This is a genomic window from Trinickia sp. Z7 (assembly GCF_056498045.1).
The window spans coordinates 68,975-84,325 of the sequence record NZ_JAUEQW010000020.1 but is presented as its reverse complement, the minus strand read 5'-3'; the positions used below and the strand labels follow the sequence as shown (position 1 = coordinate 84,325).

Genomic DNA, 15,351 nt, shown 5'->3' with positions numbered 1-15,351 from the left:
GGTCACCCGCAGTGGCAGGAAATCAACTTCGTTCTGTGTCATCGGTTGCGTCCGCAAGTTGTAGTTGCGGACGCAAGCCTGCGCTTGTTCAGCTTCCGATTCTAGGTGCGGTCAAATTCGCGCTTACTTTTGACACTTCCGACGTCGCCGACCAAACAAGCGCCCCTATCACCTTCAGAAACCTCACTTCTCGGACACTTTTGGTCGGCCGCGATCATCCCCTCTCTGGGGTGGGATGCCTTCGTGCTATGACAAAATGTGAGTCAATACACCGTGCTACCCGATCCAATTCGAGACCGGAGAGACACATGGCCAACGCCCTCACCGACGAGCAGAAGCCGAAACTAATCAAGCCGTCTGCGTTGCCGCCGATGTTCGGCCCGATCGAGGGCGGCAAACAAAAATGGATACGCGTGGCAAAAGTCGATTTCAACCTGATGGGTTATCTCTTATCTTGTCACCTGCTGCTTGAGCACTACATGGACAAGTTCTTGAAAGCGCACTACGGGCAGCTCGATTGGGCAGCGGCCAAGCTGACCTTCCGGCAACGAATTGGGCTGCTGACGACATAGGACATAGAGTCAAGGTTCAACCCGGTCTCGACCATCAAACACTTGAATGGCTTGCGCAATCGCCTCGGCTATCGCGTTGATTACACACTGACGCAAGAGGACATGCTGCCCTTCGTCCATTACCTCGAACGAGCGACGGAGCGTCCTGTCGAGGACAGATCACCAAAAGCCTAGCTGGAATTGTTCACCAGCCTAGCGGCCGGCGCGTTCTCTGTACCTGTCTCCTGGGCCGATGAGGCGAACCAAAGAAGGACTAGCGGTTTGTCCCCTGCCCCTGAAAGCGGTACGAAAGACGGCGGACATGTCGGGACCGTGCTCGATCATTAGGAAGGCTGCGGCTACCGGAGTGGACAAGAGCGACCACAAGCGGCCAGTCGACATCTGTCGTTGAATCGCCGACAATTCGGGCAGGCAGACTCAGCGGCGAGGCTTTAGCAGTCTATGAGCGGATCAACGATCATTTTGGCTGCTCCGCTGTCAGATACGACTTACGATGGGGGGACTGATGGATGTAGTTGAGCATTATCGCGCTCTTTTGAATAACTCGGGTACCGTCTTGGAAACGGTGGTAGGCACAAAGGCGGCTAGCGAGGCGTTGATTGCGTCGCATAATTATCTTCTCGATTACGACACCTTGAAGATGGCTATCGCAGAGCGACCAGAGGTAGTCGTTCTCGACTCTGCAGTAAAAGAATATCAATTCGCTCTTTATGCATTGGTTTTGGGTCAGTATAGACACGCATTCGGCGGGTTGCGCCTTTTCTTTGAACTCATGCTGGCGACAGTGCAATTTTCAGCACACGAAATAGATTATAGAATGTGGGCAAAGGATTCCAAAGATATAAACTGGAATTCCTTGAAAGATGCGCAGTCCGGTGTATTTTCGACAAATTTCATCCGAGCGTTTAATCCGGGATTTTCTGATAGCGCCAAGCAATATTCAGCTATCGCTGAGGTTGTATATCGCGAATGCTCTGAATTTGTTCATGGAAATGCTGGCACTCACGCAATTATTCCATCCGATATCGCATTTCAGGAAGAAGTTTTTTTTAATTGGCATGAGAAGGCTGCGACAATGCGGTTGGTCATCATGTTTGTTTTTTCGGCTCGCTACCTGAATCACGTTACCAAAGAGGCAACAGATCGAATGGAGCCAATCATCACAGACCTTCTCGGAAATTTGACGCCGGTTCAGGTGATATTCTCGCAACCATCGAGGGCCTTTTAATCATGGCAGATTTTTTCTTTCGAACCGAGGATATCCGACCGGATGAGGTGCTTGATTATTTCGTCGAGACCTCGAAGGATAGGCAGATCGTTGACGCACTGAAAAATAGAAATCCCGTGGTATTGGTGGGAAGTCGAGGCGTCGGAAAATCATTCCTGCTTCGAGTGGCGCAAAAGGAACTGATGGACGCGTTCGAGACAGATCGTGTGTTCCCCATCTATATAAGCTTCGTGAGAAGTTCCTTGCTTCAGTCATCAGATCCGGACCAGTTTAAGCATTGGATGCTAGCCAGAATTTGCTCATCAGTTATGAGGGGACTGACGAAAGCCGGCTTGCTCGGTGGTGTTCCGAAAAGTATTGGGCTGCTCGCGGGGGGCACTGTCACTACAACGCTTGAGCGCACGAAGGTCGAGGAAATAGCCGACGCTTATGAAGCATCTTGGAGAACACCGCAAATTACAGTGAGCGCCGATGGTCTTCCGAGCATCGATGATTTTAAAGAAGCTCTGGAAGACCTTGGCGATGAGCTCGGAATTTCCCGGTTTGCCCTTCTTTTCGACGAGGCGGCGCATATTTTCCTGCCGGAGCAACAGCGCCAGTTCTTTACAATGTTTAGAGATTTACGCTCGCACTGCATTACCTGCAATGCTGCCGTATATCCAGGCGTGACAACGTTTGGCGAAACGTTTCAGCCAGTTCACGATGCAACAATGCTCACCATCGATCGCGACATTCTCTCGGGCGACTACATTGAGAATATGCGGGAGATCGTCCAAAAACAAGCGGATAGCGGTCTTCTTACTCAAATTGCCCAATATGGAAAAAATTTCGCGACCTTGGCTTATGCGGCGACTGGAAACCCACGGCTTTTGTTAAAAACAATTGCTCAGTGTCCAAAGATGAACTCTCAACAGGTAAACGAGACAATTAGGGAGTTTTACCGAACTGAGATCTGGGCGGAACACTCGACTCTATCTGAAAAATATCTTGGACACAAAGCCTTGATTGATTGGGGTAGGGAATTCATCGAATCTCAGGTTCTCCCAGATATAAAAGCAAAAAATGATCAATATCTATCTTCCGACAAAGCTACGTCCGCGTTTTTTTGGATTCACAGAGACGCACCTGAGCTAATCAAAGAAGCCCTTCGCGTCCTAGCATACACTGGCATTGTGGTTGAGCATGCGGGAGGCATCAAAGCAAGCCGTGCGGAAATCGGAAAGCGTTACGTGATAAATCTTGGTTGTCTCTTTGCACTTGATGTGTCGCCAACGAATTCGGCATTCGAGATTGCAAAGGAATTGACTCCGAAGCGGATGACCGAATATGGATCGAATCACCCGTCTTATAAAAAGCTTATGGATCAAGCATCATTAATCACAAGCAACGGGATGACATCAGCACTTAACGTGCAACTGGATAGACCGGCTGCGGTGTTGGATTTGACAGCATGGCAATTAGAAAAATTGACTGAACTTGGACTGACAACGGTTCGCGATGTTTTAAATGCGACGGAAAAGAAGCTTAAAGAAGCGAATTATGTGGGAGACGTCAGAGCACGTCGAATGCGCAACGCGGCCATCGCAGCTGTGCTCGAGTATCTATCGGGTTAGTGCCGCAAGGAGCGAATACACGGCATTGCGAACGGGCGCCCGTTTATAAGCCTGCGCAGTGCCGATAGACATTAGGTGTCTTCGCGTGTGCACCGCCTTCAGATCGACCATTCCGATGGCGGTATGTCTGGGTGTCCGTTGTGGGTCGAGGCTTTTGCGAAAACGCAAAACTCCGCGGTTTGCGGGGGGCACTTTGCCCCCCCGAATCGCCAATAGGCCAACGCAGCTCGATCGGATGGGGCGATCTTTTCGAATGGAGAATTCGGCGAGCGCCTTCACACAGCTCCGGTCGAAGGTAACCGTTTGACTCCCGGGCGTTATCGAATCGATCAGAAGCTGCACTCGCTTATCCGGTGGACGCCGACGCCCCCTTGAGGGCGACAACGTTCGCGCCGCTTTGCCGATCGATGTATTCTGCCCATGCGTGCATCATGTCTCGCCGCTTTTCGAACAGATCACCGCGGCGATAAGCGCTTTCGGTCTTGTCACGGATCGCATGGGCCAATGCCATTTCGGCAACCTCGTTGGGAAAAGAGGTGCATTCAGATGCCCAATCGCGAAACGTCGAACGAAAACCATGCGTTGTCAGATCGTCGCGGTTCATGCGCTTGAGCAACTGTAGGAGGGCCATATTCGACAGTGGACGCCCTTCTCTGGCGCCCTCAAACACGGCACCTTTCCCTTCTACCGTTGGCAGCGCTTGCAGCAGCCGCACAGCCGCCATTGACAACGGTACGCGATGGTCCCTTTTCGCCTTCATGCGCTCGCCGGGCACGGTCCATACGGGCACCGATAGGTCAAACTCCGGCCAAGTCGCCCCCAGCACCTCATTGGTTCGACCTGCAGTAAGGATGGTGAATTCCAAAGCGCGCGCCGCGATGGAATTGTTTGCCCGCAACGCCGCGACAAATGAGCCAATGTCCGCGTAGGGCAATGCCGCGTGATGCTTGGGCTTATGGACCTTACTAGGCGCCGGTAGGAGGTGGTCCAAGTGCCCGATCCAACGAGCGGGGTTCTCCCCTTCTCGCAGCCCGCGGACCTTCGACCAATCTAGAATGCTCTCGATACGCCCACGAACACGCGTCGCCGTCTCGTTCTTCGTCAGCCAGATCGGCTGCAGTATGCGCAGCAAGAGGTCAGTATCGATATCCTTCGGTCGTAGCGCCCCAACAATCGGATACGCATAGGTCGCCAGCGTGCTTGTCCATTGCTTGGCGTGTTTCTCGTTGCGCCACTCGGCGGCACGAGACTCGATGTACTGCTCGGCGCACTGCTTGAACGTCAACGAACGGGCAGATTCGACTTTGCGCCGCACCTTCTGCTGCTTACGCAAGACAGCGGGATCGTCGCCGGCCGCGACTGCCGCTTGATGTTCGTTGCGAGCCGCCCTCGCCTGTTCCAAGGTGACCTTGGGATATGGACCGATTTGAATCAGCCCTTCTCGCCCGTCCGGCTTGGTGTACCGGAACTGCCAGTACTTAAGCCCATTTGGTTTGACCTGAAAGTAAAGGCCCCCGCCATCGTTGAGCCGATAGACGGTCGTCCGGGCTTTGGCCAAACGGCACTGAAGATCGCGAAGAAGACTCTCTGGCATTGACGAAATACCGCCGCAAAAAGTACCCGAAAAAGTACCCGCCATTTTGGGCGATTTCGTGGGTTTTGGCGAGACCTGATGGGACTTCGGATGCGCCGCAAAGCCTTTACAGTATTGGCTTTGCGGGATTTTGAGGTACTGCTTGGGAGGCTATTCTGGCGGAGAGAGGGTGAGACAAATGTCGGCTGGGAAGCCGCGCCGGATATGGATTCCATCATGGCCGCTGTCGCCTACCCACAACTCTACCCCCAACACGAGCCCGCTCTAACCCGCGCGTCTCGCACCTAGGTAGGCAACGTGCCGAAAAAGAAACGGCCTTCCGCGCATCGCTACGTGAAGGGCGAAAGAACGTCGAATTGCTTGGGCCAGAGTCGACGATCGAGCGGTTGGGATTGCGCTGACTGCAGGCATGCCGTCGGTCGACTCGACCAGCAGCGCAATGCTGGCTGGCGAGCAAAAAGCAGGCTGCAATCAGGCGCGTTACCACACTATTCCTGTTTGATGCCTTCGGCCTGAATGTGCAATGTTGTGAGCATGTTAAACCCCAATTTTTTCCCGATATCAATTCCGAAGTCGGCACGATTGAACCGCCCGCTCGCCTCGACGCCACACACCTCGCGCTTGAAGAAGGGGTTCATGACGCACTTAAACGATTCGATCTTTAGATTGAGCGGAAGCGTGACGCCGTGCAGCGTCAGCGCGCCAATCACCTCGGCAGGCTTGTCGCCATCGAATTCGATTCGAGTGCCCTTGTAAGTCGCATTCGGAAATTGCTTGATATCGAACCCGTCCTTTCCCCGCAGGTTTTCGTCAAGCTGTGCGCTACCGGTATCGATCGAAGCCGGATCGATCGATACTTCCACCCCGCCGGTCTTCTTCGCGAAATCGAGCGTCACGGAACCGCTCGACTTCGTGAACTTTCCGCGCCAGATGGACACGCCGCCAAAGTGATCGACGGCGAAGCTGGGATAGGTGTGCGTCGGATCGAGCTGGTAAGTGGTGGCGAATGCGGTCGCCGAAAGCGACGCAGCAATCAGGCCGGCCGCGATGCAAAGGTTTCGTTTGCTCATTGTCTCCTCCTGGTTTCAGGTGAATCTCTGTCAAAACTTTGTTGCAACGATATGAAATTTGATCGCCACGTCGTCGGCAACGATCGAGGTATCCCGCCACTCGCCCGTGCCGATGCCGAAATGCAAGCGCTTGATCGGTAACGTGCCGTCCAGGCTTTGCATGTTGTCGCGCTGCGTGAGTGTCACGGGCACCACGACGCTCTCAGATTTCCCCTTGATCGTGAGCTTGCCGGTCACGTTGTAGCGATTGCCGCCGACAGCGGCAATCGAACTCGAGACGAACGTTGCCGTCGGATACGTCTTGGCGTCGAACCACACTTTTCCGATGACTTGACTGTCGTAACTCGCGTCGCCGAGGTCATAGCTGCCAACGTCGACCGTCAGTTGCGCGGTGCCGTCGGCCGGCTTGGCCGGATCGAAGCTGATATGCGCGCTGAACTTCTTGAAAGCACCTTCGACTGGCACATTCATTTGCTTCGAGATCGCGGTGATCGAGCTTTTTGCCAGGTCGACCTCGGCGAGCGCACGACCCGACTCGACGAACGACGCAGCCACGAATGCAGCCGCCATGCAGTAGTAAAGCGATGTCTTCATCGGAAATCCTTCGTTACTTGAGGAAAGGCAGCATGCGATAGAGCAAACCATTGCCGTCTAACCAATGATGTTTGACCGCGACCGCCACGTGCCCTATGACGAGCACCAGCAGTCCGTAGTCGAGCGTGATGTGAATGCTTTTGAGCCAAACCTTGAGCACCGGGTCAGGAGCGATTATCGGCGGCAACGGCACCATGCCCAGGTAGACGACAGGTATGTTGGACGCGGAACTGTAGAGATAGCCGGAAACCGGGATCGCAATCATCAGCACGTAAAGCGAGATGTGCCCGAGATGTGCCGCGCGACGCTGCCAGACACGCATGCTGTCCGGCAGCGGTGGCGCACGATGCGTCAGCCGCCAAAGAACGCGCAGCACGGCAAGCGCGAGCACTGTCACACCGATCCATTTGTGCCATGAGTAAAAGCGCAGCTTGTCGGGAGTGATGCCGGGAATCCGGGTCATCATCCAACCCAGCGCAAAGCCGCCGAAGATCAACGTTGCAATGACCCAATGCAGCGCGATGGCGCCTGCCGTATAGGCATTGCGCTCAACATCGTTCGAATGAATACCGCTGGCTGCTTCTTTACCGATATCGTCCTGGCCGGCGTTACTCGCCATCGCCTGATTCATCGCACCCTCTCCTTCCGTTAGTCGAATCCACGCACACGACCAGCTGCGTGCCGAGTCCTGCAACGCCAGCTTCCATAACGTCGCCCGCCTGCAGGTATCGGCCGTAATGACTGCCGATACCTGCAGGCGTACCCGTACAGATCAAATCGCCCGCATGCAAAGCGGTATGCCTGGACAAATATGCGATCTGTTCGGCAATTCCAAAGATCATGTCGCTCGCGGCGCCGTCCTGCATCAATTCACCATTGAGCCGCAGCCACGGACGCAGTGCGGACGGATCCTCCACCGACCACGCAGGCACGAGCCAAGGCCCGCTCGGCAGCCAACCGCCGCGCGATTTGGACTGCAGCCAGTCCGTTCCAAGCGTCGGCAGGTCCTGACGGATGATCCGGTCCCGCAACGTGATGTCGTTGACGACACAATAGCCAGCGACATAATCCAACGCACAGGCCGCCTCTAAGTTGCATGCAGTGCGGCCTATCACCACGCCAATCTCGACTTCCCAATCGAGCGTGGCATCGCCCCTTTCGACGTGGAGTCCATCGAACGGCCCCGATACCGAAGCCGGTCCCTTCAGGCAGACGTACGGTGCCCCCTCTCTGCGACGCTTTTCAATCGAAGCCAAGAAGGCCTCGCGACGAACGGGCTCGTTTACCCCGCCATCGGCGTCGAGCGCCGCTTGCAACACCTGGGAGCGGTAATTTCCTATCGTGCAATAGACCTGCCGCGGCGAGACCGGCGCATGGACTCGAAAAGCCGAGAGTTCGACCCCTTGCTCCGCGAGGAGCACCTGGGTCGCCGTCGACCGGCATAGCTGCTGCAATCGCTCAACATTGACGGTCCAGTCGTCCAGCAACTCGACGATCGACGACGTGCCGCGCAATCCCTCGGAGCGCCAGTGCGCCAAAGCCATGACTCGATCGTTGAAAAGCAACGCCGGAAAGGGGTCACTCGCGGCAATCGAAACGTTGACAATCACTGGAAGCATGAGCGTTCAAAGATCGGTGGTGGACGCAGCACAGACAGCATCGCTTTCGCGACCGGCGAGCATGCGCCGGCGCGGCGCGGTTTCGACGAGGAGCACGACCACGCAGGCACCCGCGACGAGGCTGCAGAAGGCGAAGTCGAGCGTCCGCGCCAGGCCAAAATGCTCGGCGATGAAGCCGGCGATCACAGGGGCCACGCCACCGCCGAACGTCTCGCCGACACCCGACACGAAACCAATGGCCGACGCGACGAGGCCAATCGGGGCAGCCTCCGTGGCGACGGGGCCGCTGAGCAGAGACAGCAATCCGATCGAGAACATCGATACGCCGAAAAGCAACGCGAACAACAATTTTGGATCAGGACCGGTGCGGGCAAAGCAGTACAGGAAAAGCGTCGCGACGACGAAACCGACGAGTGCGGTCGGGCGTCGGCCCACGTAATCCGAGATGCCGGGCAAGAGAAACGAGCCGGCGAACCCACCGAAGCCGATCGCCGAGGCAACGAAGCCCATGCTGCGCGTATCGAGGTGAAGCACTGCAACCAGATAAGTGGGTACCATCGCGCCGATCACGAAGATGCCGCCCATCGCGCACAAAATCGCTGCCGTCGCGACGAGCACGTTGCGTGTGCGCAGCAATTGCATCCAGGTCGCCTTGGTCACGCCTGAGTGGAGATCCATGGCCGATGCGCCGTTACGGCCGTCCTTGCGCAGCAGTCGCCAAATAAGAGCGGACACGATCAGGCCAGGCACCGCCGAAATCATGAAGACCCAGTGCCATGACGGCACGATCCGCACCAACTGAGTGGCCACGATCGGTGCGAAACCAAGCCCGACGAGCGGAATCATGCTCAGTTGCAGCCCTTGATTGAGCCCGCGGCGCGCGGGCCGCGACGCCTCGCTGTTCGCGGCAAGGCTCGCGGGCGTGAACGCGCCTTCGGCCACACCCATCGCCGCGCGAAGCAGCACGAGGCTTGCAAATCCGGTGGCAAATCCCGACAAGCTCGAAAGCAGCGAGAAAACGATCATCGTGGCAACGAGGATCTTCTTTCGACCGATGCGGTCCGAAACCGGCCCCATCACGATCGACCAGAGCCCCCACGCGACGCCGAGCACGCCGATCAGGCTGCCGAGTTGCGAATAGCTGAGCCGCAAGTCGCTCATCATGTACGGGAACATGGGCGCCATCAGCCAACGGTCGAAGCCGACCAATCCGAACCCTAGGCCCAGCAATACGAGCGTTCTGCGTTCATAGCCGACGTCATGTTGAGGGGCAGTCATGAAATGTCTCCGGGGGTTTGAGTTGTCGTTCATTTATTCAGGCAAGTCGCGCGGCTGGCTCGTCGGCGGGACGACGCTCCAGCTTCCGTCGTCGTGTCGAAAGAAAAAGATGGCGATCGCTTGGGCGCGCCCCGGGAGCGATACCCGAATGCAACGATTCCGCTTGGGCATGATGTGCGGTACGCGGCTCACTTGCACAGGCTCGGTCGAAGTCCTGCCGAACCACTTCTCGACCACGCATCGCAAAGTTCTGTCCTCTGCAAACACTTCACCCTCTCCTTCCCGCAACCGACCGAGGCGGCAGCGCTACGGTGCTCCGTCAGTGCATTCTCAGTGCTAACGTTAGCGCATATTAGACGCAGCTTTTGCTGATGTCAAATGCATTCATTAGTTCATAAAAATGCCTACGTAAGCATTGATCCGAGGCCCCTGACCGAATGCAGTGCGGCCCCGGCCATCCGGTTTTGCTATCGATAGCAGCAGCGTGCCGGTTTATGCTATCGTTTGTCCCGATTCGCCTCATTGGAACGCCATGGTCACCATCAAAGACATTGCCGCCCGCCTCCAGGTCTCGCCGTCGACGGTCGGCCGAGCCCTCGCCGACGATCCGAGAATCAGCGCCGCCACGAAAAAGAAGGTGTCGGAAGTCGCGAACGAAATGGGCTACGTGGCCAATCTGGCCGCGCGCATGATGCGCGGCGTCTCGAGCAATCTCGTCGGCTTGGTGCTGCCCGACATTCGCAATAGCTTTTATTCGACGATCGCGCACGCGCTGTCCAATTGCGTGCAAAGCGCAGGGTTTCAGCTCACGCTGTCGGAAACTGGGGACGACCGCATGGTCGAGTTGCAGCACATCCGAGAACTGGCGAGTGCGAACGTAGCCGGCATCATCATCGTTCCGACTGCGAAGCCCCACAGGGAAGCGATACGGCTACTCAAGATGTTGCCCCACGTGCAGTTGATCCGCCGGCAAGCGGCGATCGGCGATCAATTCTTCGGAATTGACGATACCAAGGCGTTATACGAAGCGACGGACCATCTCGTTCAACTAGGCCATCGCCGGATTGCGTATATCGGCGGCCCCGACGATCTGCCCACGGGCGCGGCGCGGTTGCTGGGCTATCAGAAGGCGCTCGATGCCCTTTCCCGCAATGGAAGGGCCGGCCCGGAACACGTACGGCTCGGCTCGCCTGGCTCCGTCGAGTTCGGCCGCGAGGCCATGCGTGCTTTGCTGTCGTTGGCGAATGCGCCGACGGCCGTGGTGGCCGGCTCGGTGCGCATTACGCAAGGTATTCTCGAAGAACTGATGTCTCGTCGCATCAGCGTTCCCGATCAACTTTCCGTCGTGGGTTTTGGCGATGAAGTCGGATTCAGTTGGTGGGGACCGGGACTCACGACGATCGGCCTGCCCGTTCATGATCTGGCGACCGCTTGCGGCCTGTGGTTCGTGCATCAAATCCGCCAAAACGAGTCTGCGCGCGCGCCCTACTCGTCGATCGCCACGTCGACGCTGATCGTGCGCGGCAGCACCTGCGCGCTCGGCACCGCTCAGCGCGAGCGCGCACCGCTCAGTAGGAGTAAAAGCCCTGCTTAGTTTTGCGACCGAGATAGCCCGCGTCGACCATCTCTCTGAGCAACGGCGCGGGCCGATATTTCGTATCGTTCAGGTCGCGGTGAATCACCTCCATGATCGAAAGCACCGTATCGAGCCCGATCAAATCCGCCAGCGCCAGCGGCCCCATCGGATGATTCGCGCCCAGCCGCATCCCCGCATCGATTTCCTCTGCGCTTGCGCAGCCCTCCTGCAGGACGAAGACGGCTTCGTTGATCATCGGCACCAGGATGCGATTGACGACGAAGCCTGGGGCATTCTTGACCTGAATCGCGGATTTGCCCAGCCGTTCGGCCAGCACGACCGTCGCGTCGAACGTGGCGTCGCTGGTCCGCAGGCCGCGAATGACTTCGACAAGCGCCATCGCGGGGACCGGGTTGAAGAAGTGCATGCCGACGAAGCGGGAAGGATCCGCAAGCGTTGCCGCGAGCTTGGTGATCGATACCGACGATGTGTTCGTGGCGACAATCGCGTCGGTGTTGGCGACGGCGTCCAGGTCCTGCAATATCTGCTGTTTGATTCGAACGTTTTCCGTCGCTGCTTCGATCAGGACATCGCATGCAGCGAACGCGCTGAGCGTGGGCGCTGCATGCACGCGTGCCATGGCGCCGGCGGCCTCACCGGAGGTGATCTTCCCCTTGGACACCAACCGGTCGAAGCTGGCCGATAGTCGGCCCACGCTGCGCGTCAACGCGCTCGCATCGACGTCGTTGAGCATGACGTCCAGGCCAGCCGTGGCACAGGCCTGAGCAATGCCGATCCCCATCTGGCCTGCGCCGACGATTCCTATCGTTTCGAATTTCATGGATGCCTTACCTGCTCTGAAAAGAGTTCGGATAATTTAGTCCGCCGCTGTTCGCGCCCTGACCGTTCTCCCGGCTGCCCGACGCCACGCAGGTCGGCCTCGTCCTTGGCCGCCCGGATTGCACCGTCGAAGGTGGACTCGCTCGCGACGCGAGCTCGATCGACGTTAATTACCCAGCTATCGAACGTATAGCGCCACCGAATGCGACGCTCCTCGAGCAGCGCGGAAAACCAGCGCCAGAGCGCCGCATCCTGCGCATTGGCCGCCGCGGCGGCATTAAGGCGGGTTCGCTGCATGGCGTTCATCGTTGCTCCGGTTCGTGCATGGCTTCGATCGAAATGCGGGACCCACGCTTAGGCAAGGGCGGCGAGCACCTCCGGGACGGCTGTGAACAAGTCGGCTGCGAGTCCATAATCGGCCACGGTGAAGATCGGTGCTTCGGAGTCCTTATTGATCGCCACGATCACCTTCGAATCCTTCATCCCGGCCAAGTGCTGAATCGCCCCCGAGATGCCGACCGCCACATACAGCTGCGGCGCCACGATCTTGCCGGTTTGGCCCACTTGGTAGTCGTTCGGCACGTAGCCTGCGTCCACCGCCGCGCGCGAGGCGCCCAGCGCCGCGCCGAGCTTGTCGGCCAGGGGCTCCAGCACCTGCATGTAGTTCTCGCCGCTGCCAAGACCACGACCACCCGACACGATGATGCTCGCGCTTGTCAGCTCGGGACGGTCCAGCTTCGTCACTTCGCGATTCACGAAGTGCGAGACGCCGGCATCGGGCGCGGCTTCGATCTTTTCAATCGATGCGTTGCCGCCTTCCGCCGCCACCGCGTCGAAGCCCGTCGCACGCACCGTGATCACCTTGATCGCATCGCTCGATTGCACCGTGGCAATGGCATTGCCCGCATAGATCGGGCGCTCGAACGTATCGCCCGATACCACGGCCGTGATTTCGCTGATCTGAGCGACGTCGAGCTTGGCCGCAATGCGCGGCGCGACGTTCTTGCCGTACGCCGTGGCCGGCGCCACGATGTGCGAGTAGTCCTTCGCCACGTTCAGCACGGTCGCTTCGACGTTTTCCGCGAGGCCTTCGGCCAATTGCGCCGCATCGGCCAGCAACACCTTCGATACGCCGGCGATCTTCGCCGCCGCGTCGGCCGCGCCTTGCGCGTTGTGCCAGGCAACCAGCACATGGATGTCGCCGCCGACGAATTTGGCAATCTCGTGCGCGGCAGCAACGGTATTCAATGTCGCCCCCTTGATCGACGCGTTGCCCCCTAAGGAGGGGGTTTTCAGGGCATCGTGTTCGGCAATAACCAGAATCGTCATGTCTCTCCCCTTACAACACCTTCGCTTCGGTCTTCAGCTTCTCCACCAGCGTCTGCGCATCCGGCACCATCACACCAGCACTGCGCTTGGGCGGCTCAGCCACCTTCAAAGTCTTCAAACGAGGGGCTACATCCACGCCGAGATCCTCGGGCTTGATCGTTTCAAGCGGCTTCTTCTTCGCCTTCATAATGTTGGGCAGCGTCACATAGCGCGGTTCGTTCAAGCGCAGATCCGTCGTCACCACCGCCGGCAGGGTCAACGTCAGAGTTTCAGCGCCGCCGTCTACTTCACGTGCGACCGTCGCGCGCTTTTGTCCCCCCTCGTCGACAATTGCCACCCTCGAGGCAAACGTCGCTTGCGGCAGACCTGCCAGTGCGGCCAACATTTGACCCGTTTGGTTCGAATCGTCGTCGATCGCTTGCTTGCCGAGGATCACGAGCCGCGGTTGCTCTTTGTCCACCAGTGCTTTCAAAAGCTTCGCCACCGCCAGCGGCTGCAGATCCTCGTTCGATTCGATCAGGATCGCGCGGTCCGCGCCGATCGCCAGCGCGGTGCGCAGCGTTTCCTGACATTGCGTCACACCGGCCGAGACCACCACCACTTCCACGGCCACGCCCGCTTCCTTCAGACGCACCGCCTCTTCCACGGCGATTTCGTCGAACGGGTTCATCGACATCTTCACGTTCGCGATATCGACGCCCGTACCATCCGACTTCACTCGGACCTTGACGTTGTAATCGACCACGCGTTTCACCGGCACCAGAATCTTCACGTTCGCCCTCCCATCAGGCTGCGTCCATCAAACGACGTTGCTTTCCCGCAAAGCGGCGATCTGCTCCGCATTCAACCCGAGCCATTCGTCGAGCACCGTTTCCGTGTGTTCGCCCAAAGTCGGCGGCGCATTCCGGTATCGCACGGGTGTTTCCGACATTCGAATCGGATTGGCGACTAGCGGCACCTTCCCCGCAACGGGATGCTCCATCTCCATGCGCATCGCGCGCGACTGAACATGGGGGTCGGCAAACACCTGATCCATCCGATTGATGGGGCCGCACGGCACACCGCGCTCCTCCAGCATCGCCACCCACTGAGCCGTCGTGCGTGTCACAGTCACGGTATGCAGCAGCGCGACAAGTTCGTCCCTATGGAGCACGCGCTGCGGATTGCTGACAAACCGCGCATCGCTGGCCCATCCCGGCCGGCCGAGCCCGGCACAGAGGCTCGAGAACTGCGAGTCGTTTCCGACCGCGATAATCATGTAGCCGTCCGCCGTCGGAAAATCCTGGTACGGGACGATGCTCGGGTGCGCATTGCCCATTCGCCGAGGGACGTTGCCGCCGATCAAATAGTTGGCTGCTTGATTGGCCAAGCACGCGATCTGCACGTCGAGCAGCGCGAGATCGATGTGCTGGCCTTGTCCCGACCGTTCGCGATGCGCCAGCGCCGCAAGCACGGCAACGCTCGAATACAGGCCCGTCATCACGTCGGTCAGCGCGACGCCGACTTTGATCGGACCTTCGCCGGGCGATCCATCCGGCCGGCCTGTCAGGCTCATCAAACCGCCCATCCCTTGCATCAGGAAATCGTAGCCGGCTCGCGCCGCGTAGGGTCCGGTCTGCCCGAACCCGGTGATCGAGCAATAGATGAGGCGCGGATTGATCGCCGCGAGGCTCGCGTAGTCGAGCCCATAGCGCGCAAGTCCACCGACCTTGAAATTTTCAAGGACGATGTCGGCCTTGCTCGCAAGCTGCCGGATCAGCGCCTGCCCGTCAGGCTGCGCCATGTCGATCGTCACCGATCGCTTGTTGCGATTGGCGCTCAGATAATAGGCGGACTCACCGGTCGGGTTGCCGTCGGCATCGCTCAGCCATGGCGGGCCCCATGCGCGCGTATCGTCGCCCACGCCGGGGCGCTCGACTTTGACGACATCCGCGCCAAGGTCAGCCAGCAATTGGCTGGCCCACGGGCCGGCCAACACGCGCGACAGATCGAGCACCCGCAGGCCCGAGAGCGCACCTCGTTGCGTCAATGCTTCCAT

At 58.3% G+C, this 15,351-nt stretch carries 15 protein-coding genes; 4 read left to right on the top strand and 11 right to left on the bottom strand.

Features of this window, described 5'->3' with window-relative positions; translation table 11 throughout:
- The first annotated feature begins 308 nt into the window (after nt 1–308).
- The 3 genes from QQS38_RS23965 (at nt 309) to QQS38_RS23955 (ending at nt 3,413) form a co-directional block, all read left to right on the top strand.
- The gene (locus QQS38_RS23965) at nt 309–572 is read left to right on the top strand and encodes a hypothetical protein (protein ID WP_479647840.1); all 264 of its coding nucleotides are present in this window, start codon (nt 309–311) and stop codon (nt 570–572) included.
- A gap of 493 nt (nt 573–1,065) precedes the next feature.
- Nucleotides 1,066–1,800 (top strand): hypothetical protein, encoded by a 735-nt coding sequence (locus tag QQS38_RS23960; RefSeq protein WP_479647839.1) that lies wholly within the window; start codon nt 1,066–1,068, stop codon nt 1,798–1,800.
- Nucleotides 1,801–1,802: 2 nt separating this feature from the next.
- The gene (locus tag QQS38_RS23955) at nt 1,803–3,413 is read left to right on the top strand and encodes an ORC-CDC6 family AAA ATPase (RefSeq protein ID WP_479647838.1); all 1,611 of its coding nucleotides are present in this window, start codon (nt 1,803–1,805) and stop codon (nt 3,411–3,413) included.
- Nucleotides 3,414–3,759: 346 nt separating this feature from the next.
- Here QQS38_RS23955 and QQS38_RS23950 read toward each other — a convergent pair whose 3' ends face one another.
- The 6 genes from QQS38_RS23950 to QQS38_RS23925 form a co-directional block, all read right to left on the bottom strand.
- Nucleotides 3,760–5,007, bottom strand: coding sequence for a tyrosine-type recombinase/integrase (locus QQS38_RS23950; protein WP_479647842.1), 1,248 nt, complete (start codon nt 5,005–5,007; stop codon nt 3,760–3,762).
- Nucleotides 5,008–5,495: 488 nt separating this feature from the next.
- A complete protein-coding gene (locus QQS38_RS23945; RefSeq protein WP_479647837.1) occupies nt 5,496–6,077 on the bottom strand; it encodes a YceI family protein in 582 nt (193 codons plus the stop codon).
- A 30-nt stretch (nt 6,078–6,107) separates the two neighbouring features.
- A complete protein-coding gene (locus QQS38_RS23940; RefSeq protein ID WP_479647836.1) occupies nt 6,108–6,671 on the bottom strand; it encodes a YceI family protein in 564 nt (187 codons plus the stop codon).
- 13 nt (nt 6,672–6,684) lie between these two features.
- Nucleotides 6,685–7,302, bottom strand: coding sequence for a cytochrome b (locus tag QQS38_RS23935; RefSeq protein WP_479647835.1), 618 nt, complete (start codon nt 7,300–7,302; stop codon nt 6,685–6,687).
- Nucleotides 7,280–8,185: a fumarylacetoacetate hydrolase family protein gene (locus tag QQS38_RS23930; protein WP_479647834.1), complete on the bottom strand. Its 906-nt coding sequence runs from the start codon at nt 8,183–8,185 to the stop codon at nt 7,280–7,282. The genes QQS38_RS23935 and QQS38_RS23930 overlap by 23 nt, the downstream gene beginning before the upstream one ends.
- Before the next feature lie 111 nt (nt 8,186–8,296).
- Nucleotides 8,297–9,568, bottom strand: coding sequence for an MFS transporter (locus QQS38_RS23925; protein ID WP_479647833.1), 1,272 nt, complete (start codon nt 9,566–9,568; stop codon nt 8,297–8,299).
- Between the two features lie 532 nt (nt 9,569–10,100).
- Here QQS38_RS23925 and QQS38_RS23920 point away from each other — a divergent pair.
- Nucleotides 10,101–11,162 carry a LacI family DNA-binding transcriptional regulator gene (locus QQS38_RS23920; RefSeq protein ID WP_479647832.1) on the top strand — a complete coding sequence of 354 codons (1,062 nt, stop codon included), beginning with the start codon at nt 10,101–10,103 and terminating at the stop codon, nt 11,160–11,162.
- On the opposite strand, the gene QQS38_RS23915 is transcribed toward QQS38_RS23920, so the two are convergent.
- Genes QQS38_RS23915 through QQS38_RS23895 form a run of 5 tightly spaced genes read right to left on the bottom strand, consistent with a single transcriptional unit; the run spans nt 11,137 to nt 15,351 of the window.
- Nucleotides 11,137–11,985, bottom strand: coding sequence for a 3-hydroxybutyryl-CoA dehydrogenase (locus QQS38_RS23915; RefSeq protein ID WP_479647831.1), 849 nt, complete (start codon nt 11,983–11,985; stop codon nt 11,137–11,139). The genes QQS38_RS23920 and QQS38_RS23915 overlap by 26 nt on opposite strands.
- Nucleotides 11,982–12,290 carry a hypothetical protein gene (locus QQS38_RS23910; protein WP_479647830.1) on the bottom strand — a complete coding sequence of 103 codons (309 nt, stop codon included), beginning with the start codon at nt 12,288–12,290 and terminating at the stop codon, nt 11,982–11,984. Before QQS38_RS23910 ends, QQS38_RS23915 begins: the two co-directional genes overlap by 4 nt.
- Before the next feature lie 48 nt (nt 12,291–12,338).
- The gene (locus QQS38_RS23905) at nt 12,339–13,313 is read right to left on the bottom strand and encodes an electron transfer flavoprotein subunit alpha/FixB family protein (RefSeq protein ID WP_479647829.1); all 975 of its coding nucleotides are present in this window, start codon (nt 13,311–13,313) and stop codon (nt 12,339–12,341) included.
- Nucleotides 13,314–13,323: 10 nt separating this feature from the next.
- Entirely contained in the window at nt 13,324–14,085 is a 762-nt protein-coding gene (locus tag QQS38_RS23900) for an electron transfer flavoprotein subunit beta/FixA family protein (protein ID WP_479647828.1), read from the bottom strand.
- Nucleotides 14,086–14,112: 27 nt separating this feature from the next.
- On the bottom strand, nt 14,113–15,351 hold the full coding sequence (locus QQS38_RS23895; protein ID WP_479647827.1) for a CaiB/BaiF CoA transferase family protein: 1,239 nt from the start codon (nt 15,349–15,351) through the stop codon (nt 14,113–14,115).